Source organism: Bacteroides sp. AM41-16 (assembly GCF_003603495.1).
GTDB lineage: Bacteria > Bacteroidota > Bacteroidia > Bacteroidales > Bacteroidaceae > Bacteroides > Bacteroides uniformis.
Genome location: NZ_QTNE01000004.1, coordinates 51,328 through 77,854 on the forward strand (window position 1 = coordinate 51,328; position 26,527 = coordinate 77,854).

Annotated in this window: 22 protein-coding genes; 14 read left to right on the plus strand and 8 right to left on the minus strand. The window is 44.6% G+C overall.

Annotated features, from left to right (window positions below; translation table 11 throughout):
• Window positions 1-96: 96 nt before the first annotated feature.
• The 5 genes from DW896_RS05270 to DW896_RS05300 form a co-directional block, all read right to left on the minus strand.
• Window positions 97-3,723, minus strand: coding sequence for a hypothetical protein (locus tag DW896_RS05270; protein WP_119992948.1), 3,627 nt, complete (start codon window positions 3,721-3,723; stop codon window positions 97-99).
• Between the two features lie 157 nt (window positions 3,724-3,880).
• Window positions 3,881-5,158, minus strand: coding sequence for a type II toxin-antitoxin system HipA family toxin (locus DW896_RS05275; RefSeq protein WP_119992950.1), 1,278 nt, complete (start codon window positions 5,156-5,158; stop codon window positions 3,881-3,883).
• Between the two features lie 3 nt (window positions 5,159-5,161).
• Entirely contained in the window at window positions 5,162-5,482 is a 321-nt protein-coding gene (locus DW896_RS05280; RefSeq protein ID WP_119992951.1) for a helix-turn-helix domain-containing protein, read from the minus strand.
• A 154-nt stretch (window positions 5,483-5,636) separates the two neighbouring features.
• Window positions 5,637-5,912, minus strand: a complete 276-nt coding sequence (locus DW896_RS05285) for a hypothetical protein (RefSeq protein ID WP_119992953.1) — start codon at window positions 5,910-5,912, stop codon at window positions 5,637-5,639.
• 965 nt (window positions 5,913-6,877) lie between these two features.
• The gene (locus tag DW896_RS05300; protein WP_005835907.1) at window positions 6,878-8,578 is read right to left on the minus strand and encodes a response regulator; all 1,701 of its coding nucleotides are present in this window, start codon (window positions 8,576-8,578) and stop codon (window positions 6,878-6,880) included.
• A gap of 407 nt (window positions 8,579-8,985) precedes the next feature.
• Here DW896_RS05300 and DW896_RS05305 point away from each other — a divergent pair, with 407 nt between their 5' ends.
• The 4 genes from DW896_RS05305 (at window position 8,986) to DW896_RS05320 (ending at window position 13,176) form a co-directional block, all read left to right on the plus strand.
• On the plus strand, window positions 8,986-10,161 hold the full coding sequence (locus DW896_RS05305; protein WP_005826523.1) for an MFS transporter: 1,176 nt from the start codon (window positions 8,986-8,988) through the stop codon (window positions 10,159-10,161).
• Between the two features lie 168 nt (window positions 10,162-10,329).
• Entirely contained in the window at window positions 10,330-11,766 is a 1,437-nt protein-coding gene (gene nhaC, locus DW896_RS05310) for a Na+/H+ antiporter NhaC (protein WP_005835906.1), read from the plus strand.
• A 66-nt stretch (window positions 11,767-11,832) separates the two neighbouring features.
• Window positions 11,833-12,423 (plus strand): DUF4251 domain-containing protein, encoded by a 591-nt coding sequence (locus DW896_RS05315; RefSeq protein WP_005826513.1) that lies wholly within the window; start codon window positions 11,833-11,835, stop codon window positions 12,421-12,423.
• 90 nt (window positions 12,424-12,513) lie between these two features.
• Window positions 12,514-13,176 (plus strand): response regulator transcription factor, encoded by a 663-nt coding sequence (locus tag DW896_RS05320; RefSeq protein WP_005826511.1) that lies wholly within the window; start codon window positions 12,514-12,516, stop codon window positions 13,174-13,176.
• Here DW896_RS05320 and mnmA read toward each other — a convergent pair.
• The gene (gene mnmA / locus DW896_RS05325; protein WP_005826509.1) at window positions 13,167-14,231 is read right to left on the minus strand and encodes a tRNA 2-thiouridine(34) synthase MnmA; all 1,065 of its coding nucleotides are present in this window, start codon (window positions 14,229-14,231) and stop codon (window positions 13,167-13,169) included. The genes DW896_RS05320 and mnmA overlap by 10 nt on opposite strands.
• Window positions 14,232-14,253: 22 nt before the next feature.
• Entirely contained in the window at window positions 14,254-15,540 is a 1,287-nt protein-coding gene (locus DW896_RS05330) for an O-acetylhomoserine aminocarboxypropyltransferase/cysteine synthase family protein (RefSeq protein WP_009036643.1), read from the minus strand.
• A 184-nt stretch (window positions 15,541-15,724) separates the two neighbouring features.
• On the opposite strand from DW896_RS05330, the gene DW896_RS05335 reads away from it, so the two are divergent.
• Window positions 15,725-17,146, plus strand: coding sequence for a S41 family peptidase (locus DW896_RS05335; RefSeq protein ID WP_050756838.1), 1,422 nt, complete (start codon window positions 15,725-15,727; stop codon window positions 17,144-17,146).
• Window positions 17,147-17,159: 13 nt separating this feature from the next.
• Complete coding sequence (locus tag DW896_RS05340; RefSeq protein ID WP_009036641.1) at window positions 17,160-18,065, plus strand: DUF4595 domain-containing protein; 906 nt, start codon at window positions 17,160-17,162, stop codon at window positions 18,063-18,065.
• A gap of 8 nt (window positions 18,066-18,073) precedes the next feature.
• Here DW896_RS05340 and DW896_RS05345 read toward each other — a convergent pair whose 3' ends face one another.
• Complete coding sequence (locus DW896_RS05345) at window positions 18,074-18,886, minus strand: alpha/beta hydrolase family protein (RefSeq protein ID WP_005826503.1); 813 nt, start codon at window positions 18,884-18,886, stop codon at window positions 18,074-18,076.
• Window positions 18,887-18,980: 94 nt separating this feature from the next.
• Between DW896_RS05345 and DW896_RS05350 the strand changes: the two genes are divergently transcribed.
• From DW896_RS05350 to DW896_RS05390, 8 genes are all read left to right on the plus strand, one after another.
• Window positions 18,981-20,273, plus strand: a complete 1,293-nt coding sequence (locus DW896_RS05350; RefSeq protein ID WP_005826501.1) for a hemolysin family protein — start codon at window positions 18,981-18,983, stop codon at window positions 20,271-20,273.
• A 44-nt stretch (window positions 20,274-20,317) separates the two neighbouring features.
• Window positions 20,318-20,797 (plus strand): copper resistance protein NlpE N-terminal domain-containing protein, encoded by a 480-nt coding sequence (locus DW896_RS05355; protein ID WP_005826499.1) that lies wholly within the window; start codon window positions 20,318-20,320, stop codon window positions 20,795-20,797.
• A gap of 160 nt (window positions 20,798-20,957) precedes the next feature.
• Window positions 20,958-21,392 (plus strand): DUF6078 family protein, encoded by a 435-nt coding sequence (locus DW896_RS05360; RefSeq protein WP_008663796.1) that lies wholly within the window; start codon window positions 20,958-20,960, stop codon window positions 21,390-21,392.
• A 503-nt stretch (window positions 21,393-21,895) separates the two neighbouring features.
• Window positions 21,896-22,345 carry a DUF1016 N-terminal domain-containing protein gene (locus DW896_RS05370; RefSeq protein ID WP_009036640.1) on the plus strand — a complete coding sequence of 150 codons (450 nt, stop codon included), beginning with the start codon at window positions 21,896-21,898 and terminating at the stop codon, window positions 22,343-22,345.
• A complete protein-coding gene (locus DW896_RS05375) occupies window positions 22,335-23,192 on the plus strand; it encodes an SDR family NAD(P)-dependent oxidoreductase (RefSeq protein ID WP_022401630.1) in 858 nt (285 codons plus the stop codon). The genes DW896_RS05370 and DW896_RS05375 overlap by 11 nt, the downstream gene beginning before the upstream one ends.
• Before the next feature lie 43 nt (window positions 23,193-23,235).
• Window positions 23,236-23,925 (plus strand): glycine zipper family protein, encoded by a 690-nt coding sequence (locus tag DW896_RS05380; protein WP_119992959.1) that lies wholly within the window; start codon window positions 23,236-23,238, stop codon window positions 23,923-23,925.
• 32 nt (window positions 23,926-23,957) lie between these two features.
• Window positions 23,958-24,269 carry an ATP-dependent Clp protease adaptor ClpS gene (locus tag DW896_RS05385; RefSeq protein ID WP_008663802.1) on the plus strand — a complete coding sequence of 104 codons (312 nt, stop codon included), beginning with the start codon at window positions 23,958-23,960 and terminating at the stop codon, window positions 24,267-24,269.
• A gap of 15 nt (window positions 24,270-24,284) precedes the next feature.
• Window positions 24,285-26,525 carry an AAA family ATPase gene (locus DW896_RS05390; RefSeq protein ID WP_119992960.1) on the plus strand — a complete coding sequence of 747 codons (2,241 nt, stop codon included), beginning with the start codon at window positions 24,285-24,287 and terminating at the stop codon, window positions 26,523-26,525.
• Window positions 26,526-26,527 lie beyond the last annotated feature (2 nt).

The window sequence follows — 26,527 nt, forward strand, 5'->3', positions numbered from 1 at the left end:
GACGGCACAACTTTCAGGTTGTTTTTACTATCACTAAATTAACATATACTATTTGCAGAATAAATATCATATGATTATCATCAATTTATTTTTTTATTAAGAGAGAATTATCAACGGGTGACTAATCCGAAGTGCGTCCATTAGACACTGATGCCATATATCGTTTTTATAACAAATAAATTCTTTTTGAATTAACGACACACAAATTTCTGGAGTTATCGAAGAGAACATCACGGATAGCATATTTGTTGCACCTGCGATTTTTGAAGGCTCAATTATCCCTTCAATCAAACTCTTAGCTGCATCTAGACCACTTACAATAGATTCAGGGTTATATTTCACATTTTTCAAACATGTTTGATAATTATTCGGATTGTTATTGGACATTAAATCATATTGAGACCGAATATATTCAGATAGTATAGGATAACCGACATTTCCACACTCAAGCATAAACTGTCCCCATGTATCTGCATTCTCAATATCCATTAATGTCAGCCACTGATATACTGAAAGTGTTGGGAATAGATTTATGAAACGCTTCTGAAAACACCAATCTTCCGTTAGTAACAACATTCCTTTTCGTATAAGCAGCAAACTTTCCACTTCTATTCTCCATAACTGACTGTCATTTTGTGCAAGATCCATATTGATAATTTCCTCTATAGTCTCAACACAACAATGTTTTCCAATCCAATTTTCAAGCGACTTTAACTTATTCCAAAGAATAGTTTTACGTTCATCAATCACATCATAGCCAATCTTGTCAACAATATGTTGAGATATAAACTTAGGCGTTCCTTTTTCCTCGTTGAGAAGTTGCTCTCTTATAAGTAAAGATACAGATTTGGGCAAGAAGAATTGTTTGTCATACTTAAGCCCATATCTACGGTCAAATTCGTAGAGCGACACCAAAGAGGTTATATCCAGTGCTATTTCTTTTTGCTCCCATCCTTTACATTTTTCAAAGACAAGCTTAAAAAATTTGACAGGTATAGAACAAACCATGAATTGTTGCCCAAATAACTTTTCGTATGTATCCGACATCCATTCATGATCGTTAATAAAATTGATAAGAGACATCTCTCCATTTTGATATTGAGCAAGCAATGCCTTTTCCTTTGCAATAACATCGTCTGTCTTTCCTGCCATTTTACGAAGGGCTCCAATCGGATCATTTGCAAAATCAAAGTCATCTACGGAAAACATTTTAATATTTTTACTACCCTGATTATCACTAATATCCTTTAAAATATCACGTAATAATTTGAAGTATTTTGAATGTATTGCTTGAACTTCAACCAAAACAGGCACTTTAATAATAATCTCTTTCTTATCTCCAATTCTACAACCTATTAATTCTTCATAGATAGAACCTTTAGACACAACACACTCTTTTGTATTACCTTCATAGAATAATGTAATAAAATCTCCGCATTCAACAGAATCTTTCTCTTCTGAAACCAACTTATCCACGCCAGGATTTATGTGCATAGTGAACAAGAAATCTTTAAGATTTTGATCTTGAGTTCGAACAATCTGGTCATAAAGTAAGTCAAGAGCAAAAGGAGTTTCATTGATGGCATGATAAACATTAAATAAGATTATTGTTGTTTGAGCCGGAAGAACCTTATTTACAAACTTAGTCTTCAGTTCTATTATTTCACTTTCATGTCCTTCACATCGATATAATGACAGAACATGGTTTACCCATGCATTTATGTCATCTGGAATTTGTTTGACTAATTCAGATGTTATTAAAAGACAGCTTTCATAATTTCCTATTTGGTTAGATATATCCAATTCAAGAGACAGCGTATTTGGGTCCATCTGCCCAACCTCGCGAAGTTCGATGAGCAAATGATATAATTTTTGACTATATGATTTATCATATTGATAGTACTCTATCAATAGATGTGTTCGAATATCAAGAACCTTGTGGTCTGCAGTAGATTCAAGAATTTCAATAGCATCAGGAAGATTTCCCTTCTCTTTTACTATAATAGCCATATAAGGTGCAATAGAATCAGGAAAATCATCTTTATGCTGTAAAATAAAATCCGTATCAACTTTATTGCCATCCTTGAAGTCTAAAAACAAAGAGAAAGCAGTTTTAGCCATCTCACTTTCAAAACGTAGATTGTAAACATATTCCTTTGTAGAATCGTAGAAATTATATATAGTTGCAAAAAAATAGTGAGCAAAGTGATCAGGAATTGAGATTTTTTTCTCGCAAGCGCATTTTAGTATCTCAATGCACTCCGGTAAGTCATTATGTCTTATAGCAAGAACGAATCTCATATTCAAGATTGAAACAAGGCTATCTCCTGTATACAGACCAAGCAACTCCTTAGCCTTATTATATTGTCCTACATCACTAAGTAAAATAGCATATGCAAGGTTGTATATTTCCTCCATGCCTTTTGATGGTTTAAAACTTGTAAATGCAGTAAGCCAAGACTTATCTTGATTACCGAAATATCCGGTTACCGCATGCAGAAATATAGTATCGGGAAGAGGATTCTCAATTTCCGTTTTTCCCAATTCAGTCAAAAACTTATCCAAAAGTCCAAAGAGTTCCTTGCACTGAAGAGTATTCATGTCTCTTACATTCTTATAAAGAATAAAAGACTGGCAGAAACGAGTTGTTGCTACAGACAAATCCATTATCCATAACACAAAGTTCTCTATAGTAATGGAATTAAGGGAATGATAATGATAACAGGCAATATCAACTCCTAAATCATCATTCTTTCCACCTCCAAGCATAATACAAGTCGCCAACGCTTTCTCTAAGTCAATATTTGCAGGAATTGCTTTAACGGCCTCAGTCAAATCGTCTGTCTGCATTAATTCCGATACATATCCCCAAAAATTATAGGGAGCAACACTTCTCAACTCCTTTGAGTATATATCAGCATTAGCATAATCACGAGAACGACAGGCTTCATAAATTGCTCCTGTAAGAATATGCTCATCACTTTTTTCTGCCTTTTTCATCAAATTATACGCACATTCATGATATGATTTACTATTACCACCCTTTGCAAAACGAGCACACTCTCCCTGTAAATATAAGATGGTTGCCTGCAGAGAATAGTCATCTTGATAATGAACCTGTACCTCACTCCATATCGTATCTAGATATTTACTGGCAGTTTCAACTTTTAGTGTATTAATACTCTCTTTTAGATTGGGTAATAAGCTCTTAACAGACGATGACGTACTTCCTAACCTAGAAAGAATCTCATTCAACTTTTCGCCCATATTTTTATCATTAGAAAGGAGTTGCTCATTCTGCTTTTCAATATTTTTTGTACGATGCAATATTTTTTTTATCGTTTCAGTAACATCATCACTCCTGTATCGCCAAAAATAAAATATCACGACCAAACTGTTGATTATTAAAAATATGTAAGAAGAAGCGCTTCCAAAAGAATCCCATTGAAATTCAAGAAATAATTTTCCAAAGCCATTCTGCTTGTCGTACTCTAGCACAGCACGGATAATAGGATAAGCCAACGAAGCTCCACCATAAAGGATGCACGAAGTTTTCAAATACAACATTACTACTTTTGTTGGTGTACCTTTACAAAAGTAATCTGTCACCTTCAATGTGACAACTCGAAGTAAATCTTGCCAAAAAGACACATCTTGATTGCGATGTCTAAACCGAAGAATGCTGAAAATAATGAATAATATTATAAAATAAATAATCGTCATACCAACCTTTTAGTTTCTATTCATAACACTCCATATTTTACAAATCGTTTGGGGATTATTATGTCACACAAACATTATGTTTTTGTTGCATAATCTAAAACCTAATCCCTATTATTGCGTGTAAAACAAATCAACAGCCTCATCTCACTCGAAATTTTTATGCACAAGAATATTTATGCCACTTACACCGTTCATCTATTACGCCCGCAAACATATCCACCTCTCTCTTGGAAATACTTAATCGTGTTGCCAACTCTCTCCATCCTTTTACAGCTTCAATTACCTCAAAAATAATTTTTTCTGCTGTTTTGCGATTTAGCATGTAGTCTTCGCAAACATCCAGCAAAATACTCAGTTCTGCTTTATTAGAGGTTGATGAAACCAGCAGACTTTGATACTCATTCAAAGTGGGGTTCATATCGTATGCAGGAGAAAGTGTCCAACCTTTTGCTGTCAAAAGAAAACCGTGATTGCGGAAATGGTCATCACTATTGCCAATGCAGATATTGAAAGCAACACGGCGATAAAGTTCATGCAGATTCTCTTCCACGTTTGTACAGTTCTGGATTATGAAATCGACAATATCCAGATAACCGTATCCTGTAGTTGCGTTATCGCCGTCATTGAGTCCCAATAAAGTCATTGCAGAAGCAAAGTGAATTCGTTTTCCCTCTTGGACTCTATCGAAGCGTTGAGAAAGCAATGTGTGGTATTTCTCTCCGGTAGCCAGCACTTTGGTCTTGGCGGCATTTATACCGGCTTTTGCAGCAAGAAGGTGGCTAAAATGCTCCCAAAGTCCGGCATCGTAATCATCCTTACGAGAAGGGAACTTCGCAATATAAAGTGTTTTATCCGTGTCAATCACACTGGCTTTAGGTCTTGCACCTCCCAATGAAGAACCGGGTTGCACGAGTTGGGCAACCCATTTCCTGTCAGGCAGGACATTCCCCTCTTCGCTTTTCTCAATTTCCGCACTGGCTGCAATCAACTCCCTTATATCCGTCAGAGGTGGGATTTTCAAAGACTCACTTACATTTATAAATCCTCCGTCTTTTGACTCCTTGAAACGGAAAGCACCCATCCGGGAAAAGTCATCTATACCTATCAAATAGTCGAAAGAAGACAATCTCCGCACCGGTCGCTTCTCTTCCATCGCAGCAATCTGCTCACGTCGCAACAACAGTGTTCGCCCCCAACGATCCGGCAAAGCATCCGAAAAACATCCGAATATATCTTTCTCCGGTTGCGTATATTGCTGTCCCGGATAATTATTGAGGTCATCACTCAGGAACAAATCTCCGTGTTTCTTCAACCATCCATCGTTGAAGGTAAAACAATAGCTGTCCGAGCCACGAAGAGATTCATAGCTTAACTCGCCAACGAGTTCTGTTTCCTTGAGCCAATCAAAATCGGCATATACATATAGTGTCTTCATCGTTTACTCCTTTTTTGAAGCACGTTCCCTCGTCTTCAAACTCAAATCCTGCAAGGCTTTTCCCAATTTGTCTTCTTTGGCCAGCCACAGAATATCATCGTCAAGCTGTAAAGCATACAGCACACGCAAGTAGATTCCGATTGCTACTGTCGGTGCGCCTTTCTCTATTCGGGATACGGTCAACGGAGAACAGGTGGCACGTTCAGCCACCTGAGCCACACTCAGATTCCTGCGCAAGCGAGCCAGTTTAATTTGCTCTCCCACAACCAACATCTTCTGCTCCAATTTCCGGGGCAACTTGGTCCCCATTGTATTTTTAGACATATTCAACACATCATATAATATGCAAAGATATTACTTTTTATCTATTTAATGATATGTTGAAGGTAAAAAATCACAAGATTAAAAGAAGTAGCCCTTCATAATAAGAACTGAACCTATGCAATTAATGCACAGATTCAGTTCCCAGTCATTTAGCTTACTCCATTGATTCCCGAATAATTCGCAGAGTATCTTTCTTATACTCCTTGCGGTCATATTCAAATCCTCTGCACATCCAACAACTACACGGAGTACCTGTTGTTTTGTAAACTTGTGCCCATTTCTCTTTTGCCAATTCAAACCAACGGGGATGCTCATAATAGCTTCCATCCTCACGAATGATGCAATGACCATAAGCGGCATAAAGAATCATGCGAGCCTTAAACACACGAGCCATTTGTTGGCGTCTCCAAAATTTGTTTCTTTTGTCCATCGTCTCTTTCTATTAAAGTTAGGATGAACGATGATGTTACTTTGGTGAGACTTAATATATCCATAGAATTATACCTTTGAATGTTATTCAGTTTGATGACGCAGAATCTCTTTATATCTTTCCGGGTACAAAGTTGGCACAAATATTCGATATTATATCAGTATAGGTATAATTTATAGAGACTTTGAGTCGCAAATTATGAAGGCTAAGACAAGCACAATACAAGGGTTCTACACTTTTTCAAGCGAATAAATCGGATTCGTTACACTTTTCCCAACGAATCACCTCCATTGCACAACATTTTTTCAAGCGAATCACAGCGTAAATTACCAAAACCAACTTTACTTTATCTCCGTACTCATATATACGTGCATTAAAGTAAAGCTAACAAAGGGAGAAAAAGAGATGGCTTCGCCATGACTGAGTCAAATCAGACCTACAGACACTCTCTTTTGGCTGCGAAAAATAGAAATAACCTAAATCAAAAACAGAGCAAAACACAATTCCGACCAAGGCACAAAATGATGACAAAAGCTAATCCGAAAATCCGTGAATCCGCCTTCCATTTTGCAGCCCGAATCGGCGAAATAATCACCGATATGCCTTATCTTTGCGAACTGGAGGTTTCGGGGCGAAAGAGAGCGATTTTCCCCATTTTCCCTCTGTTTTGAGATTAGTAACGAAGAAAAGTGTTAAATCTGCGATTTTTGACGAAAAAACAAGTGAATTTTCGAGCAGTCTATCTTTTAATCCATAAACTATTGATAGTCAACTGACATAATATGCTGCATCGGCAAGTAAAGCTAATCATATATACCCAGTTATCCCCAAAACGAAAACGATGAGAGATTTTCCTTTATAGATAGCTTAGGATGTTCAGTTCTCCTATCTCCCATTTCAAAACAAAGGCTGTCCATTATCTAATATGTGACAGCCTTTCTATGAAAGTTTTCTTCAGATAAATATCATACTTTTTTCATAAACTCCTTCGGTGTTTTTCCAAAATACTCCTTATACCTGCCTCTGAAGTTTTTCAGATTTCGCATACCCACCATTTCAGCAACCATAGTCACAGAAAATTTTCCGCTTTCCAAAAGTTCCCGTGCCTTCTCCATCCTGATTCTCGAAATCAAATATTTGGGTGCTTCTCCCGTCAACAACTTCCACTTATTATAAAAGGTTGTCCGGCTCATGCACATCCTGGAGGCAATATCATCTACTGTCAAATCCTCTTTATCCATATTCTCCATAATGTAAAGCTTCACTTCATTCAAAAATGCCAGATTGGCATCCTGCTGAGCCCGCTCCATAGGTTTCGTTAAAAAATCTTCTCCAAAAACTTTCTGAAGAAATGTCTTCCGAAGAAAACGGCTATTATTTATCAATATGGATATTTCCACTTTAAGGTCCTCCAGATTAAAGGGCTTACATACAAAGAGATCAGCCTGAGAAGAACAACGCTTTTCCCGCCGTTTCACATCAATGTGCGCCCCCATCAATATCACCGGAATAAAGGAGGTGTCCCTCGACGTCTTCAGTTTAGAAGAAAGTTCCTCACCGCTCATACCTTTCAACATGATATCACAAATCACCAAATCCGGATACTCTTCACATATTACCTCCAATGCTTCCTGACCGTCATCAAAGCTCCTCACTACAAAACATTCCGATAAACGTTTCTCAAGATAATCCTTGAATCCCTTGTCATTATCCGCAAGTATCACTAAAGGTCTATCCATATTTTTTTTCTTCGAGAAACCATGGAAAGCTATTTCCGACTCATTCACCTGAAAAGTGTCCGGAATATTTAAGGATGTATACCCCCCCGAAACCGCACACGAACATCTTATGGGAAATCGAAGCAGAGCCTCCTTTTCCAAAGTCAGTATTTTCCCGTCACATATATTCATCAACTTGTCAAAAAACACACCGCCCATGCCATACTGCTTGCCATGCAGAGGTCGCAGAATAGGAAGCCGCGACGAGTACCATCTGCAACATTTCAGAAATCGCTTGTTGCCTGTATCCTTAATCCTGATTGCCCAGTAATCTCCCTTCAACGAAACCTGCATCGAGAGATGCGTTTCCGGCAGAGAACACTCGATGGCACTCAATACAAACCGGTCGATAACCGGAGATATCTTTCCCGGATCAAACCAAGCGCTTGCATAGTCAAAATCCGGAACCAAATCCAGCTTCATCTGTAACCCGGCCACATGAGACTGTAAAAAAGACACTTTCTTCCTCATAAATGCGCCGATTTCATGTTCTGCAACTACCAGGCTACCAGAATTGCCAAATAGTCGTTTCAACTCCATCAACGCTATCAAGTGCTGCTCCAGCCCGCCTATATGATGAAGTGCAACAGCCAGTTCCTTCTTTATGTCTTCCGGACAGTCTCCTTCGTAAACTGCCCCTAACGGTGTCTTAATCAAAGAAATGGGATTACGTATGTTTTGAAAGGTATCAATGAAATACTGATTTCCCTCTTTCAGTAAATCTCTTTCTTCACTGATACAGAGTAAATGGAACAAAAGCCAACATAATATACAGATTCCACTAGCCACTATTGGCAGAACAGACCAGGGAACCTTATGATATACGCCGATGGATAGCAGGAAAACGCATAATGACACTACTATTATTATTATCGATAAATGTTTCATACTATTATAAGTTTAAGTAATAATGATTCATACTAATATATACCCGAGTTTTCAGTCAATAGCAGGATAATCCCAAGTATGTCATCAGGAGGCGGTCTAATGGGGGAACGGTAGGTTCCTTGAGTCATCGAATTCACCTTACCAACCCTCGTTTGCTAGCAGAGCCTGCATTTCGTCCACCTGTATTTCATACCCAGCAACTCTCTAAACCATTCATTTCCCATGCCCAACGTATCTTTAAATATCAATACAACATTCCGCTTATCCAAGATAGCTCCAATCAATTATTCTCAAACAAAATAATAGTATAACAAACGGAAAGGCTAAAAAGATGATACCACTTCACACATATTCTTATCATACTCACATATCTTGCGCATGAAACAGAAAGACATTATCTTTGCAGCATGAAACAAGAACTGAAAGAAAACGGAGGATTACCGGCACATATACTCTGGACACTTGCTATCGTAGCTGGCGTGTCCGTAGCCAACTTGTATTACAATCAACCCCTGCTTAATATCATGCGGCATGAATTGGAAGTTTCTGAATTCAAAACGAACCTCATTGCCATGATTACACAAATCGGATATGCGCTGGGATTATTGTTCATCGTCCCATTAGGAGACCTCTATCGACGCAAGAATATCATCCTAACGAATTTCTTCCTACTCATATTTTCCCTTCTAGCCATTGCCATGGCACCGAACATCTACATCATCTGGGCAGCATCACTCATTACCGGCATCTGCTCCATGATACCCCAAATATTTGTACCGATTGCCTCGCAATTCTCACGCCCCGAAAACAAGGGACGGAATGTAGGTGTCGTCATCTCAGGATTACTGACTGGAATACTTGCATCACGTGTTGTCAGCGGATTTGTGGGTGAAGTGCTTGGCTGGCGTGAAATGTACTTCATCGCCGCTGGAATGATGTTACTATGCGCTATCGTTGTATTAAAGGTACTACCGGACATACAACCGACTTTCCAAGGCAAATATTCCGGGCTGATGAAGTCTCTTTTCTCATTAGTAAGAGAATACCCCTCTCTACGAATCTACTCGATACGTGCAGGACTGGCCTTTGGCTCATTCCTTGCCATGTGGTCCTGCCTTGCATTCAAAATGGGAGAAGCCCCGTTCCATGCATCCAGCGATGTCATCGGCATACTAGGGCTCTGCGGCATTGCCGGAGCCTTAACCGCATCTTTTGTAGGAAAATATGTAAAAAAGGTAGGCATACGCAATTTCAACTTTATCGGTTGCGGAATGATTCTGCTTGCATGGGCCTCGCTCTTTTTCTGCGGAAACAACTATGCAGGTATCATTACCGGTGTCATTCTTATAGACATAGGCATGCAATGTATCCAACTCAGCAACCAGACCAGTATTTTCGACATCTACCCGTCTGCCTCCAATCGGGTAAATACGATTTTCATGACCACTTACTTCATCGGCGGCTCTTTGGGTACCTTCCTTGCAGGAAGCAGTTGGCAGACTTGGGGATGGAGTGGCGTGGTCGGCACCGGCGTTATTTTAACAATAATATCGTTGTCCATCACCCTTTACAGCAAGAAATAACAAGGATACTATCATTTTTCCAAGCAAACGCAAAGATTTGATAATTTTTATTTGTCATGCAAAGGATAAGGAAGATATTGAACAGAATTGTTATACCTTTGTCGCATCAAACTATAAACGACAGATTGATAATAGATTCGTCAACCAAGCATAGTCAAAAACAACCCTATGAATTCAGCAAAGAAAATACCCTCTCCACTCGTTTCTCTATTTCCCATCGCTTTTCTCGTAGGAATGCTGTTCGCCACCATCCATACTTTCGGAAGTGACGCCTTGAGTGGAGGAAGCCAGATTTCCCTGCTTGCCACCACTGGTATGTGTGTCTTTATCGGCATGACTTTCTACCGCATCCCTTGGAAAGATTATGAACTTGCCATCACCAACAACATTTCAGGTGTTGCCACAGCTATCATTATTCTATTGATTATCGGTGCTTTGAGCGGCACATGGATGATAAGTGGGGTGGTACCTACCCTTATATATTATGGTATGCAGATTATCCATCCGAATTTTTTCCTTGCTTCTACCTGCATTATTTGTGCATTGGTATCAGTAATGACGGGAAGTTCATGGACCACTATCGCCACCATCGGTATCGCCCTTTTGGGCATAGGTAAGGCACAAGGTTTTGAAGAGGGATGGATAGCCGGTGCCATCATTTCGGGAGCCTATTTCGGAGACAAAATTTCACCGTTATCGGATACCACGGTCCTTGCCTCATCCGTAACGGAAACACCGTTATTCAGCCATATCCGCTATATGATGATCACCACCGTCCCCTCTCTCCTCATCACCCTTGTCATCTTTACAGTAATGGGACTCACACACGAAACGAACAATACACAACAGATCGCGGAATTTACGGCAGCATTGGACGCCAAATTCAACATTACTCCCTGGTTACTGGCTGTTCCCGTGATTACGGGAATACTGATTGCCCGGAGAGTGCCTTCCGTCATCACACTCTTTCTCTCCACTCTGCTGGCAGGGATATTCGCCTTCATCTTCCAACCGGGACTACTGAATGAGATAGCGGAAGGTGGGAATATGTTCAAAGGGATAATGATGACATTCTATGGCAGTACCAGTCTACAAACTGACAGTGACATGTTGACAGAACTGATTGCCACACGAGGTATGGCAGGAATGATGAATACCATCTGGCTCATCATCTGCGCCATGTGTTTCGGTGGAGCCATGACGGCAAGCGGCATGCTAGGAAGCATCACTTCCCTATTCGTCCGCTTCATGAAGAATACAGCCAGCATGGTAGCATCCACCGTATGTTCCGGATTGTTCCTGAACCTTGCCACGGCAGACCAGTACATCAGCATTATCCTCACCGGAAACATGTTCAGCAACGTTTACGCAAAGAAAGGCTACGAAAGCCGGCTACTTAGCCGTACCACGGAAGATGCCGTTACCGTCACCTCCCCGCTTATCCCATGGAACACCTGCGGCATGACGCAAGCCACCATTTTGAGTGTACCCACACTGACCTACCTTCCCTATTGCTTCTTCAACCTTATCAGTCCGGTAATGAGTATCTTTATTGCTGCTATCGGATATAAAATAATTAAAAAACCGGTGAACAATCCTGGATAGGCATTGTTCTTGCAATAAACTTATAACGAACAATTTATTTAAACCTAAACAAAAAAAGATTCGATTATGAAAAAGTTTATTGCATTAGCAGCAGTAGTATTGGTAAGCATGGCAACAACGACCATGTATGCACAAGAGAGTAGAGCTGAAAAGCGCGCAGACCGTAAAGCCCAAAGAGACGCAGAACGTGCACGCCTGAAAGCTGAAGAACAAGCACAGGATGCCATTTCGTACGATGACGCAATGGCGGCCTTGAAAGCTCACCAGTTCGTAATGGAGGCAGACCAAGTGATGTTCCGCAACGGACAGACCGCATTTGTAAACTCCAACACCAACTTCGTATTGGTCAACCAAGGACGTGGCACCGTGCAGGTAGCCTTCAACACCGTATACCCAGGTCCTAACGGCATTGGCGGTGTAACAGTAGACGGAACCGTATCGGACATCCAAATGACTACCGACAAACGGGGCAACGTGAATTGTAACTTCAGCATCCAGGGTATCGGCATTTCCGCCCAGATATTCCTTACGCTGACCGATGGCGGGAACAACGCAACCGTAACCATCAGCCCGAACTTCAACTCCAACACCATGACTTTGAGCGGGAACCTGGTTCCGCTGGAACAATCCAACATATTCAAGGGACGTTCCTGGTAAAACCCTTATATAAATATATATATTCCCACTCCGCCACAAATCACACTAAAAAGTGTACATTTGTAGCGGAGTTTTTTATATACCAATGTCATGAGAGAATTTATCATTGCAGACAATCAAGATATCACCAAAGCAGGCATGATGTTCCTATTGGGCAGACAGAAAGACACCTCCCTGCTGCTGGAAGCCGACAACAAGGCAGAACTGATACAGCAACTACGCCTGCATCCCACCGCCGTTGTCATTCTGGACTATACCCTTTTTGATTTTTCGGGAGCTGAAGAGCTAATGGTACTTCACGAACGCTTCAAGGAAGCCGATTGGCTACTCTTTTCCGACGAATTGAGCCTACCGTTCCTGCGCCAGGTATTGTTCAGCAGCATGGCATTCGGCGTAGCGCTGAAGGATAATTCCAAAGAAGAGATACTGACCGCACTACAATGCGCCTCACGCAAGGAGCGATTCATCTGTAATCACGTCAGTAACCTGCTGCTCGCAGGCAACGGTTCCTCCTCCCCCACTCATCCTACCATCAAAGATGATTTACTGACTACTGCCGAACGGAGCATCCTAAAAGAGATAGCCCTGGGGAAAACAACCAAAGAAATAGCTGCCGAACGAAACCTCAGCTTCCATACGGTAAACAGCCACCGGAAGAATATCTTCCGGAAACTGGGTGTAAACAATGCGCACGAAGCCACCAAATATGCCATGAAGGCAGGCATCGTAGACTTGGTGGAATATTATATATAAATCTCCCCGCTCCCGACACACAGCCGGGCATCAGCATCATACACCACTCCGAACTGGCCCGGAGCAATGCCTTGCAGCTTTTCTTCCGAAACAATGCGGTAACCCTCCGCCTCCTTTTGCAACCTGCCTTTGACAAACTCCGGCGTATGGCGTATCTTGAAAGTCACCTCCACCTCTTCCTGCGCTCCCTTCCAGGGATTATCCGTAATGAAATGAAAATCGTACATACGGAATTCATAGCCGTATTGCAATGCCGTATCACATCCGCGGGACACGTAAATCACATTCTCCTCCACATCCTTGCGGACAACAAACCACGGTCCTCCACCCAACCCCAATCCTTTACGCTGGCCGATGGTATGAAACCAATAGCCCCGATGCTTGCCCAACTTTCTACCCGTTTCCAACTCCACAATATCCCCTTCCCTTTCGCCAAGGAAACGGCGCACAAAATCATTATAATCAATCTTTCCCAGAAAGCAGATGCCCTGACTGTCACGACGTCTGGCGCTGGGCAATCCGGCACGCAGGGCTATGTCACGAACCTCATTCTTCATCAGTCTGCCCAATGGAAACATCAGTTTGGAAACTTGCAGATAATCTATCTGTGCCAGAAAGTCGGTCTGGTCTTTCACGGAATCGGCAGCGGTACCGAGCCATGTCTTTCCATCCCTCAACACCGTAGTGGCGTAGTGCCCGGTTGCCGTGACATCGAAATCCTTCCCCACACGTTGCTCAAAGCACCCGAACTTTATCAGCTTGTTGCACATCACATCCGGATTGGGAGTCAAGCCACGTCTTATTTTATCAATGGCATAAGCCGCCACCTGGTCCCAATACTCCCGGTGCAGGTCCACTACTTCCAACGATAATCCATAACGCCGGGCAATGGCAGAAGCCATCTCCATATCCTCTTCCGCAGAGCAGTCCATATAATCGGCATCGTCCCTCCCTATTTTGATATAAAATAGAGAAGGACGGTAACCTTGTTCGCAAAGGAGATGTACCACCACGGAGCTGTCTACACCTCCCGACAATAATACAGCAATATTCATTCTATCGTATACTGTTATTCTTTTAAATTCTGTCAAATGCCTGGGACAAGTCGTCCAGCAAATCATCGATATGTTCTGTCCCGATGGAGAGGCGGACCGTGCCCGGTTTGATGCCTTGTTCTTCCAATTCCCGTGCACTCAATTGGGAATGGGTAGTGGTGGCAGGATGGATAACCAGGGATTTCACATCAGCCACATTGGCAAGCAACGAGAATATCTGTAAACTGTCAATAAACGTCTGCGCTTCCTTCACACCGCCCCGCACCTCAAACGTAAAGATAGAACCGCCTCCATTCGGAAAGTATTTCCCGTAAAGCGCGTGGTCAGGATGCTCGGGCAGGGACGGGTGGTTCACGGCAACCACTTTGGGATGCTTCTTCAAGAATTCAACCACTTTCAAGGCATTCTCCACATGACGTTCCACGCGAAGCGACAACGTCTCCAATCCTTGCAACAGAATGAAAGCATTGAAAGGACTGATTGTGGCACCGGTATCACGCAACAATACGGCACGGATACGGATGGCATAGGCAGCAGGACCGGCAGCGTCGACGAAACGTACTCCATGATAACTCGGGTCCGGTTCCGTCAGTTGGGGAAACTTCCCCGAGGCCACCCAGTCGAACTTGCCGCTATCTACAATAACACCACCCAAGGACGTACCATGCCCTCCGATGAACTTCGTTGCCGAATGGACTACAATATCTGCCCCATGCTCTATGGGACGAATCAAGTAAGGAGTACCGAAGGTGTTATCTATAATCAGAGGAATCCGGTGACGGTGTGCTATTTCAGCAACGGCATCAATGTCAATGATGTTGCAATTCGGATTTCCCAGCGTTTCAATGAATACTGCCTTGGTATTCTCCTGAATCGCTTTCTCGAAATTGTCCAGATTGCCCGGGTCCACAAAAGTAGTGGTAACCCCGTAGACAGGCAATGTGTGGGCCAGCAGATTATACGTTCCACCGTAGATGGTCTTAGCTGCCACGATATGGTCGCCTGCACGGGTGATATTCTCAAAGGCATAAGTGATGGCTGCCGCACCCGAGGCTACGGCCAATCCGGCAACACCGCCTTCCAGAGCCGCCACACGTTTCTCGAACACATCCTGGGTGGAATTCGTCAACCGCCCGTAAATATTCCCCGGGTCCTGCAAGCCAAAGCGGGCTGCCGCATGGGCCGAATTACGGAATACATACGAAGTTGTCTGATAGATAGGTACGGCGCGGGCATCAGTTGCCGGGTCGGGTTGTTCTTGTCCAACGTGAAGTTGTAGAGTCTCAAAGTGCAATTTCTTTGTTTCCATTGTCGTTTGTATTTTAGGTGAATAAACCGTTTCTCATTCGGATGTTGCAAAGATAGAGCGATAAGCCGGGGCAGACAATGACACAGATTAGGGAATTTTATACCACAATTGTGGTAGATAAGCAAGCTATTTTCTATCTTTAGATAAGATAGACTGCATTTCGGCAAAACTTTTTCATGCAAGCATGAAAGTTCTGCACTCAATTTGCACTATCTTTGCCCCCATGAAAGCAAGAAATATACTGATACTCATATTGGGAACCCTGATTCTTCCCATTTATCTGACTTCCTGCGGGGTGGACCGCTGGAAAGAGTATGCCGGACAGACCCAGACAGACCGCTGGATTGACGATACCATGCGTGTGTGGTACTATTGGGTAGACGCTATCCCCCATACCAACGACTTGAACTATTTTCAAGCCCCTTTCACTTTCTTTGCCTCGCTCAAATCCGAAGAAGACAAATTCTCCACCATCGACAGTCTGGTCAGCATCACCACTACCCGCAGCATCCCCTATACGGATTACAGCTACGGATTCCAGTTCACTACCAACCAGATAGAAGTAGAAGGAGAAGAGAATGCCATTGTTGCACAGATTCTTTACGTTGCCGACGGAAGCCCGGCCTCGGAAATCGGGCTAAAACGGGGTGACTGGATTATGAAGATGGACGGGAACTTTATTACTGAACAGAATTATAAGAAACTGTATGGAAGTAGTGCCATGGAACTTACAGTAGGTTATTACGACGTGGAGAAAAATGCCATCGTTGCTTACGACAAACCCAGACAGATAGCATCGGCGCGTCCCGTCAACGACAACCCGGTGCACTATAAGAATGTATATACATCAGGCAGCAAGAAAATAGGTTATCTGGTCTACAACCACTTCAGTTCCGGCCCCACGGACAACAGTAATGAATATGACAACGACCTGCGCAGCGCATTCCAATATTTCGCATCACAGCAAGTCAACGAATTCATCCTTGACTTGCGCTACAACAACGGTGGATTACTGAGTTGCGCAGAATTGCTGTGTACCATGCTTGCACCTTCCTCCGCCTTGGGACAAGAGTTGGGGTACCTGGAATTCAACAACCGCTTCAATCCGCAGATAGTACCGTTCACCCTGAATTCCGGACTCATCGGAAACGGAGCAAACCTAAACCTGAATACTCTCTACGTACTTACCAGCAGCCAGACTGCCTCCGCCTCCGAAATGGTGATTAACTGCCTCGACCCGTATATGGATGTTGTCATAATCGGCGGTACTACCGTAGGCAAGAATGTAGGTTCCAGGAATTTCTCCAGCCCCGAACTGATGATAACGATGAATCCCATCGTCTGCAAGATATACAATTCGGAAGGGAAATCTGATTATGAATCCGGATTCCAACCGGCCTACTCGGGATATGTAGTGAATGAGATGAGCGACATGTCACGTTTCCTGCCCTTTGGAGATACCAACGAAGCCTTATTGAGCACTGCACTCGGCGCCATCGACGGAAGCATACAACCGCCCGCACAAGAAGATACCCGTTCTTTAAGAGTGACCACTCTCGCAAACTCCATTGAACGTCGGGCAAGCCATGCCGTACGCATCAAATAAAAAGACAAATAGGATGAAACTAAACAGAAGAGTTACAATCATCACCCGATTTTCGGGAATCATGTTCAGCCTGCTGTTGCTCGGCGGACTGGCAGCTTGCAGCGATGATAACAATGGCAGTGATACGCCAGAACCGGAGCCGTCAACCTACCCCACCACTCCTTTCTCCAAAATCGAACTCAAAGAAGTGATAGAGAGCGATGCGCAACCGGTTACTGCCACCCACACCTACCTTTACAACAGTGCAGGCAGGCTGACCAGCTACACCGGCAAACAGAGCTTTACAGCAGGAGACGAACTCTTCGAGATAGAGAATACCACTACTGTCGAATACAAGGACCATCAAGCCGTGATAACCGACGAAGCAGGTACAGTATCAACCTACACGCTGAATGACAAAGGTTATGCCACCACTTGTACCAGTCAGGATATGGCAGGAAATACCCGTACTTACACCTTCTCCTACCTCATCAACACCGAAGACAAATACTATCTGGAAAACATCACAGAAAAGCTGGACGACGGAAAAGAATACTCATTCATTACAATAGACTACAGCAACTTCCGGGCATTGCGCATACAGCAAAAGGTTGACACTTTTGAGCACAACAGTACGGCTACCACACCATCAGACAATGAAATTGCAAATATCTCCGAAATACCAAGCCTATTCATTACGGACATGTATCCGCTTTCCATGCATGCGGTTGCCATATACGGGAAGATATTGGGAGAACCTGCAAACTATCTGATTACCCAACTCATCCCGGACAGCAACGGAGAAAGTGAAGAGACCACCACCTATACTTATACGTTAGATAACCGGGGTATCGTCACTTCCTGCCATGCAGTCGTCAGGCATATAAGGAACGGCTACGAGCAGGACTACACACGCACCGTGAACTATACCATCGAATAATAAGTTACTTACTTCTTAAAGAACTTGTCGAAGAAAAGGACGTGATAGTCTATGGAGTTGTTCCAATACGTTCCGGTATGTCCACCGGGACGGGTGATGAAGTCATGGTCTATCTTCCTTGCCAGCAGCCGGTTGTGCAAGTCCTTGTTCACTTCAAGAAAGAAATCGGCCTCACCGCAGTCGATGATTAGCGCCAAGTCTCCATTTACAATCTTATCCAGCTGGTTGACCACCGTATGCGCATCCCAAGATGCCTTGTTGGCAGCAAACTCTCCCAACTGCTTGTTCATTTCCCAATTCTGGGGGAACGGCCGTATATCCACTCCTCCACTCATACTGCCCGCTGCACCGAACACATCCTTATGACGGATAGCACTCCACAAAGCACCGTGGCCGCCCATACTCAATCCACTGATGGCACGCGCCTTTCTATCGGGAATGGTAGCATAGTTCCCGTCTGTATACTTCACCAATTCCGAGGTGACAAAAGTCTCATAACGGTAGGCAGGATTCTCCGGACTGTCCCAATACCAACTGTTCTTGCCGTCCGGACATACAAATATGATTCCTTTCTCATCTGCCATCTGCGGCAATTCCGGCTTCAGCTGCACCCAGCTCCGCGCATTGCCGCCATAACCGTGCAACAGATAAACCACCGGACAAGCCTGCTTGCCGATAGCCTTATCAGGCAATACATACACAACTTTTACATCCTTATTCATGGCTGCACTTCTTACCAACACCGTGTCTACACGTGCCGCCTGCAACATCACGGCAGACAGACACCACAAAAGCCCCAAGGCAATAATTCTTTTTTTCATCTATTTATTGTTTATTTTTTCTAACGGATGGCAATATTAACAATAAATACTGAAAAATCATTATCTTTGCCTCACAAACTATTCAAAATCCACTATGGAGTTTATTATCATTCTACTTTTACTTATTCTGAACGGCATTTTTGCCATGTATGAAATCGCTTTAGTCTCCTCAAGTAAAGCACGCCTTGAAACTCTTGTCGGAAAAGGGAACAAAAGAGCCAAAGGAGTATTGAAACAACTGGAAGAACCCGAAAAATTCCTCTCCACCATCCAAATCGGTATTACTCTTATCGGTATCGTATCCGGTGCCTATGGTGGTGCCACCATCGCTGATGACGTAGAACCGCTGTTCGCCCTCATTCCGGGAGTAGCCGCCTATGCCAAGACTCTCGCCATGATTACCGTAGTAGCCATCATCACCTATCTGTCGCTCATCATAGGCGAACTGGTGCCCAAGTCCATCGCCTTGAACAACCCGGAACGATGGGCCACCATGCTCAGCCCCTTCATGATTGTGCTGACCAAGATTTCCTATCCGTTTGTATGCCTGCTGAGCGCTTCCACCAAACTGATGAACAAACTCATCGGACTGAACAGCGGCGAAGAACGCCAAATGACACAAGACGAACTGAAGATGATTCTGCACCAAAGCTCGGAACAAGGCGTCATCGACAAAGACGAAACGGAAATGTTGCGTGACGTGTTCCGCTTCTCGGACAAAAGAGCGAATGACCTGATGACCTATCGCCGCGACATCGTCGTGCTCCATCCCACAGACACACCGGAAGAGGTGCTGCGTATCATCCACGAAGAACACTTCAGCAAATATCTCCTGGTGGAGCGGGGAAAGGACGAGATTATCGGTGTGGTTTCCGTAAAGGACATCATCTTGATGATGGGCGGCGAACAACCCTTCAACTTACGTAGTATTGCACGCCCTGCTTTGTTTATTCCGGAAAGTTTGTATGCAAAGAAAGTTTTAGAGCTGTTTAAGAAGAACAAAAACAAGTTCGGAGTTGTTGTAGACGAGTATGGAAATACAGAAGGTATCATCACCCTGCACGATTTGACGGAAAGTATCTTCGGAGACATCCTCGAAGAGAATGAAACGGAAGAAGAGGAAATCGTTGTTCGTCAAGACGGTTCCATGCTGGTGGAAGCTTCCATGAATCTGGATGACTTTATGGAGGCGATGGGCATTATGAACTATGATGACCTGAAAGAAGAAGACTTCACCACCTTGAGCGGTCTTGCCATGTTCTTGATAGGACGGGTGCCGAAAGCCGGAGACTTGTTCAGCTACAAAAACCTGGACTTCGAAGTGGTGGATATGGACCGCGGACGGGTGGACAAGCTGCTCGTCATCAAGAAAGAAGAAGATGAATAACAAACGCTATTGCGTCTTTATAATTAACTTAAACCATTAAAGCAATGAAAAAAGTAATGATGATTGCAGCCCTTGCCGCTGCATTGGTATCCTGCCAATCAAAAGGAACTCAGAACAATGACGCCGTCGCCATGGACGAAAGTGTAATGGCTGTTACCGGCAATGACTCGTCTGCCGTAGCCGTATACGAAGGAATCCTTCCCGCCGCCGACGGTCCGGGCATCCAGTATGTATTGAGCGTAGACAGTGTAGGTCCCGACGGAGAAAGCGGCTACACGCTGGTAACAACTTATCTGGATGCCGAAGGCCCCGGAAAGAACAAGAGCTTTACTTCCAAAGGAAAGAAAGAAGTTATCCAGAAAGACGTCGACAACAAGAAGAAAACAGCCATCAAGCTGACCCCGAACGACGGGGACACTCCGGTGTACTTCGTAGTAGTGAACGACACAACCCTGCGCCTTGTCAACGACAGCCTGCAGGAAGCAGTGAGTGACTTGAATTATGACATCATCCAGGTGAAATAGTCCATCCATACTTATAAGAAAGAACGGTACAGCCGGAATTACTGAATTCAGTGGTTCCGGCTGCTGTTTTTTCAATGAGGGGGCATTTCAAACAAGAGAACAGAAGGCTATATCAAAAAGTTAGTGCTATCTTTGTCGCTTCATCAAAGTATATATAAACATGAAACATTCTTCCGAGAAACCTTTAGCACCTGCCAACTACTCACGCTGTTTCAACAACCAATGCCCGAAAGCCGACAACTGCCTGCATCGCTTAGCCGCCCTTCGCGATACCCCCGAGTACCCGTCCATCCGCATCATCAATCCACTGTGTATTCCAGAGGATAGCAGCCAATGCGCCTATTTTCAATCGACACAAAAGATACATGTCGCGTGGGGAATCAGCCACTTGCTCGATGAAGTTCCCTACAAGAATCTCCAACCTCTGAAAAGCCAGTTGATAGCCCATTTCGGCCGCGGAAAATACTACCGCTTCTACCGGGAAGAATCTTACCTTTCCCCCGAAGACCAGAACTATATCCGCAGAACTTTCCACCAATACAACATTCCGGGAGAACCGGCTTTCGACTCTTACAGCGAGGAATACAAATGGTAGAAAGGTAATCTTCAGCCCCCTTTTCATATCATTTTATCACTGAAAATATAGATAACACTTTAGTTCACAACGGTGAACACTTTGTTACAACAGTAAGAAACAAAGTGTTCACATACTATGAAACAAACTGTTTTCTTTAACGGAACAAACTGTTTCCTACTAATGAAACAAACTGTTCTCCATATTGAAACAAACCGTTCTCCTTAGGGAAACAGACGGATTCCCTTTTGAAGCCCTACAAGGGGAATAATTATCGCCTGCGAAAATATAGGAGGAAATACAGCGACATAGTGCGATACCTATTCTCTGCAAAACGGGTGAACGTGTTCGGGAGGATATTGCAGCAACACGGGATGAGGTAAAGGAAAGAGAGGGGGAGATGGTATATTGTGTGGTAAAAGTGGAGAGGTAGAAAAGACGGAAAGGATTACAGTTGAAATAAATTCTTTTTCTTAACTTTGTGAAATAGAAACATCGAATATGACGATGAAGAAAATAAAAAGATGAAAACAACACTATCTATAAATCAACCGTTCAAGGATTGGGTAAACCACCTAAAACAAGACATTCGTAGTGCACAGATTAAAGCGGCTGTACGCGTGAACAGCGAACTGCTTCACCTTTACTGGCAACTGGGGGCAGAAATTATAGAACGGCAGAAAGAAATGACTTGGGGAAGCGGATTTCTCGAAGAGTTGAGTCGTGAGCTGATGGCAGAATTTCCTGATATGAAAGGGTTCTCATATAGAAACATACGCAGTATAAAGCAGTGGTATCTATTTTATAATGAGCCATATACAATTTGGCAACAAGTTGTTTCCAAATTAGGTGAAGAGAAATTTTTCTCCATCCCTTGGGGGCATCATCTCTATATCATCTCCCAATGCAAGGAAGTGAACTTATTCGGAGAAAGACAGTTAAACAATAAAACCGGAAACATATATGGCCGATAATTATCTTGAAAATCAGTACGAGCAATACCGGGCACGCAAAGCAGCTTGGGAGAAAGCGAAAAAATCCGGTAAGGCACAAACGCTACATAAGCCGACACTTCCCCTCAAAAAAGGCGGAAAGAAAGTTTTCGTGACCGGAGGTGCCGGGGGTATTGGCAAAGCCATTGTAGAAGCCTTCTGCAAGCTTAATTACCAAGTAGCCTTTTGTGACAAGAATGAACTGGAAGGACAACAAACCGCCCAAGCCACCGGAGCACAATTCTATCCCGTCGACCTAAACAGCAAAGAAGCATTGGAACTTTGCCTGCAAAATATTTTCAAGGAATGGGGGGATATTGACATCATTATAAACAATGCCGGCATCAGTGAATTCTCTCCCATCACAGAAACGAGTGTGGAGACGTTCGATAAAATATTGTCTGTGAATTTACGTCCGGTGTTCATTACTTCACATGCGTTGGCAGTACACCGCAAAAGTCAAAACAGCACGAATACCTACGGAAGAATCATTAATCTCTGTTCTACCCGCTATCTGATGAGTGAACCGGGCAGTGAAGGATATGCAGCTTCCAAAGGAGGTATCTATTCATTGACGCATGCGTTGGCTTTATCGCTTGCAGAGTGGCACATCACGGTCAACTCCATCTCTCCGGGCTGGATTCAGACACACGATTATGAACAATTACGGGCAGAAGACCATTCACAACATCCCTCCGGACGGGTTGGCAAACCGGAAGATATTGCCCGTATGTGCCTATTCCTATGTCAAGACGAGAACGACTTCATCAATGGCGAAAACATCACCATTGACGGAGGCATGACCAAAAAGATGATTTATCGGGAATAGCCCTTTTATAAAACAATCTGTCCAACATAATAATGATAGGCTTATGAACATGAAAAAGTCTTTTATAGGAATCCTGGCAGCAACCATCATCCTCAGCGGATGCGGCACAAGCCAGATGGCTGCAGGCGACCCTAACGCAGTGCTTGCAGGAGCTGCCATCGGAAGCAATGTAGGCGGTGCCATCGGCGGGCTGATAGGTGACAGTAACGGAGGCTGGCGAGGAGGATACCGGGGTTCCGCCATAGGCACCATCATCGGGACCATTGCGGGAGCTGCCATTGCCAATGCAGCCACAGCCCCCCAAAAGCAGGAGGAGTACAGCTACCGGATAGAAAGGACACAGCCCTATCCCCCGCAATCCGGAAGACAGCCGCAAGCATCGGCCATCGACCACTTGAGGATACGGAATATACGTTTCATTGACGACAACCGCAACCACGTCATCAATTCGGGCGAAAACTGTAAAGTGATTTTTGAAATCATGAACGAAGGAAACAAAACAGCCTACAACGTAGTGCCGGTGGTGGTGGAAACCACGGGCATGAAGCGTATTTACATATCGCCGTCGGTCATGATAGAGCAAATAACTCCGCGCAACGGTGTGAAATACACCGCCAACATCAGTGCCGGAGAACGGATAAAGACGGGTAACGTCACCATACGCATAGCCATAGCCGACGAGTACGGAGACGAATATGACTGGCAGGAGTTTTCGTTGCCCACACAACGGTAGAACAATGTCTTAACAGTAGTTTTTAAAAAGAAATGGAACAACAGCAATCTTCTTTCAAAGAAAAAGAACGCATAGAATTACGGGAACCCCGACGCTTTAAAGTCACCATCTACAATGATGACTTCACCACCATGGAGTTTGTGGTAAAAGTACTCACCACCGTCTTTTACAAATCATCGGTAGAAGCGGAAACACTGATGCTGCAGGTGCACAAGAGCAACTCCGCGGTAGTGGGCATCTACTCATACGACATCGCCCACTCCAAAGTACAGAAAGCCACCCGCATGGCACGCAATGAAGGTTTCCCCCTCCGGCTCACCGTCACCCCGGAGGAAGAAGAATAAGAAGAAAGAAACAATATGGATATAAAAAATACGATATTCGTAAACCAAGCATTCGCTTCCGCACAAAGAAAGGCCGAGTCTTACCGGCACGAGTTCATCATGCCCGAACATCTGCTGAGCGCCATTATAGAGCAGGAACCCTTTATCCACACCCTGCAAGATACCTTCTACAATTATGTGGAGCTCAGCATCTCGCTGGAAAACTATCTGACGGAAGAAGTGGACACTGTCCCCGACAATGTGGAATACGAGTTGGGACTTTCCGTCCAGCTCAGCTCACTCCTGCAACATGCCTATACGGTGACAGAGTATTCCAGCGCCGAAGAGCTGGATGTTCCTCATCTGATACAAGGCTTGCTGCAACTGGAAGATTCCTGGGCATGCCATTTCCTGAAGGAAGCAGTCGGCGGCGACCTGCCCGAATTCCTCAGCCTGCTCATCACCCACTACGAAGAAGCGGAGCTGGCAGAAGAAGCAGGCGGTACGCCATCTCCCGATGAACAAGAGAAAACAGAACCGTGGCGTAACTACGTGACCTGCCTCAACGACCATCTGGCAGGCCACAACCCGCTTATCGGCAGGGAGATGGAGTTGGAGCGAACCATACAAGTGCTCTGCCGCAAAGAAAAGAACAACCCGTTGCATGTGGGCGAACCCGGTGTAGGCAAAACAGCCCTTGCCTATGGGCTTGCCGCCCGTATCGAAGCGGGCAACGTCCCCGAACGGCTTGCCGGCTTCCGCATTTATGAGCTGGACTTGGGCAGTCTACTGGCAGGCACACAATATCGCGGCGATTTCGAGAAGCGGCTGAAAAGTATCATGGAAGGCATCGGTCGTGAGGGAAATGCCATCGTCTACATCGACGAGATACACAACCTGATAGGCGCCGGACGCACGGGTGAAGGCTCCATGGATGCCTCCAACATGCTGAAACCCTATCTGGAAACCGGGGTAATACGTTTCATCGGCTCTACCACCTACGACGAGTACAACCGCTACTTCGCACGCAGCAAGGGACTGGTACGCCGCTTCCAGCAGATAGACATACTGGAACCGAACATTGAAGAAGCCATACATATCGTAGAAGGCCTGAAAGAGAAATACGAAACCTACCACGGCGTCACCTACGAGCCCGACGTCATCCCCTATGCCGTAAAGGCAAGCGCCCGCTACATCAGCGACCGTTTCCTGCCCGACAAAGCCATCGACCTGGTGGACGAAGCAGGAGCTTACCGGGAAATACATCCCACAGACTCCGGAGAACAGACCGTGGACAAGGCACTGATAACCGACATACTGGCACGTACCTGCAAAGTCAATGCCCTCGCCATGAAAGAGGACGACACCACCGCCTTGGAAAGCCTGCACGAACGCATCAGCTCCCGCATCTACGGGCAGGAAGAAGCCGTCCGTCAGGTGGTGGAAGCTGTGCAAATGTCCAAAGCCGGACTGCTGGACGAAAACAAACCGCTGGCAAGCCTGCTCTTTGTAGGCCCCACCGGAGTAGGAAAGACCGAAGTTGCCAAAGTGCTCGCCGCCGAGCTGGGCATCGCCCTGCAACGTTTTGACATGAGCGAATATACCGAAAAGCATACCGTAGCCAAACTGATTGGCTCGCCTGCCGGCTACGTGGGTTACGAGGACGGCGGCCTGCTGACCGACGCCATACGCAAGACTCCAAACTGCGTACTATTGCTCGATGAAATAGAAAAAGCGCATCCCGACGTATTCAACATCCTGCTGCAAGTAATGGACTATGCCGTACTGACCGACAACAAAGGACGGAAAGCCGACTGCCGACACGTGGTCCTCATCATGACCTCCAATGCCGGAGCACAATATGCCCGCCAAGCGTCCATCGGCTTCAACAGTCAGGTCACCGCCGGAGAAGCCATGCTGAAACAAGTCAAGAAAACCTTTAAGCCCGAATTCATCAACCGCCTCTCTGCCACGGTGGTCTTTCATGACATGGACCGCCCGATGGCATCACTTATCCTCGACAAGAAACTCGGAGAACTAGGCAGCAAGCTGTCTTCCCGCCAGGTGGAAATGGTATTGAGCCAGGAAGCACACGAATGGCTGCTCCAACGGGGTTTTATTCCCGAATACGGCGCCCGGGAGATGGACCGCGTGATAGCCGCCCACTTGAAACCCTTGCTGATGCGCGAAATTCTGTTCGGTACATTGAAGGCAGGAGGAAAAGTCCGCGTGCAAGTGGAAAACGGAGCATTGAAACTACAACCCGCAACCGAATAACG

What these genes read in the sequence shown, in the direction of transcription:
- DW896_RS05300 (WP_005835907.1), bottom strand. Translation starts at nt 8,578, where the DNA reads ATGAAACATTTATCGATAATAATAATAGTAGTGTCATTATGCGTTTTC.
- nhaC (WP_005835906.1), top strand. Translation starts at nt 10,330, where the DNA reads ATGAATTCAGCAAAGAAAATACCCTCTCCACTCGTTTCTCTATTTCCC.
- mnmA (WP_005826509.1), bottom strand. Translation starts at nt 14,231, where the DNA reads ATGAATATTGCTGTATTATTGTCGGGAGGTGTAGACAGCTCCGTGGTG.
- DW896_RS05320 (WP_005826511.1), top strand. Translation starts at nt 12,514, where the DNA reads ATGAGAGAATTTATCATTGCAGACAATCAAGATATCACCAAAGCAGGC.
- DW896_RS05305 (WP_005826523.1), top strand. Translation starts at nt 8,986, where the DNA reads ATGAAACAAGAACTGAAAGAAAACGGAGGATTACCGGCACATATACTC.
- DW896_RS05360 (WP_008663796.1), top strand. Translation starts at nt 20,958, where the DNA reads ATGAAACATTCTTCCGAGAAACCTTTAGCACCTGCCAACTACTCACGC.
- DW896_RS05280 (WP_119992951.1), bottom strand. Translation starts at nt 5,482, where the DNA reads ATGTCTAAAAATACAATGGGGACCAAGTTGCCCCGGAAATTGGAGCAG.
- DW896_RS05315 (WP_005826513.1), top strand. Translation starts at nt 11,833, where the DNA reads ATGAAAAAGTTTATTGCATTAGCAGCAGTAGTATTGGTAAGCATGGCA.
- DW896_RS05275 (WP_119992950.1), bottom strand. Translation starts at nt 5,158, where the DNA reads ATGAAGACACTATATGTATATGCCGATTTTGATTGGCTCAAGGAAACA.
- DW896_RS05270 (WP_119992948.1), bottom strand. Translation starts at nt 3,723, where the DNA reads ATGACGATTATTTATTTTATAATATTATTCATTATTTTCAGCATTCTT.
- DW896_RS05345 (WP_005826503.1), bottom strand. Translation starts at nt 18,886, where the DNA reads ATGAAAAAAAGAATTATTGCCTTGGGGCTTTTGTGGTGTCTGTCTGCC.
- DW896_RS05385 (WP_008663802.1), top strand. Translation starts at nt 23,958, where the DNA reads ATGGAACAACAGCAATCTTCTTTCAAAGAAAAAGAACGCATAGAATTA.
- DW896_RS05380 (WP_119992959.1), top strand. Translation starts at nt 23,236, where the DNA reads ATGAACATGAAAAAGTCTTTTATAGGAATCCTGGCAGCAACCATCATC.
- DW896_RS05390 (WP_119992960.1), top strand. Translation starts at nt 24,285, where the DNA reads ATGGATATAAAAAATACGATATTCGTAAACCAAGCATTCGCTTCCGCA.
- DW896_RS05355 (WP_005826499.1), top strand. Translation starts at nt 20,318, where the DNA reads ATGAAAAAAGTAATGATGATTGCAGCCCTTGCCGCTGCATTGGTATCC.
- DW896_RS05335 (WP_050756838.1), top strand. Translation starts at nt 15,725, where the DNA reads ATGAAAGTTCTGCACTCAATTTGCACTATCTTTGCCCCCATGAAAGCA.
- DW896_RS05350 (WP_005826501.1), top strand. Translation starts at nt 18,981, where the DNA reads ATGGAGTTTATTATCATTCTACTTTTACTTATTCTGAACGGCATTTTT.
- DW896_RS05370 (WP_009036640.1), top strand. Translation starts at nt 21,896, where the DNA reads ATGAAAACAACACTATCTATAAATCAACCGTTCAAGGATTGGGTAAAC.
- DW896_RS05285 (WP_119992953.1), bottom strand. Translation starts at nt 5,912, where the DNA reads ATGGACAAAAGAAACAAATTTTGGAGACGCCAACAAATGGCTCGTGTG.
- DW896_RS05340 (WP_009036641.1), top strand. Translation starts at nt 17,160, where the DNA reads ATGAAACTAAACAGAAGAGTTACAATCATCACCCGATTTTCGGGAATC.
- DW896_RS05330 (WP_009036643.1), bottom strand. Translation starts at nt 15,540, where the DNA reads ATGGAAACAAAGAAATTGCACTTTGAGACTCTACAACTTCACGTTGGA.
- DW896_RS05375 (WP_022401630.1), top strand. Translation starts at nt 22,335, where the DNA reads ATGGCCGATAATTATCTTGAAAATCAGTACGAGCAATACCGGGCACGC.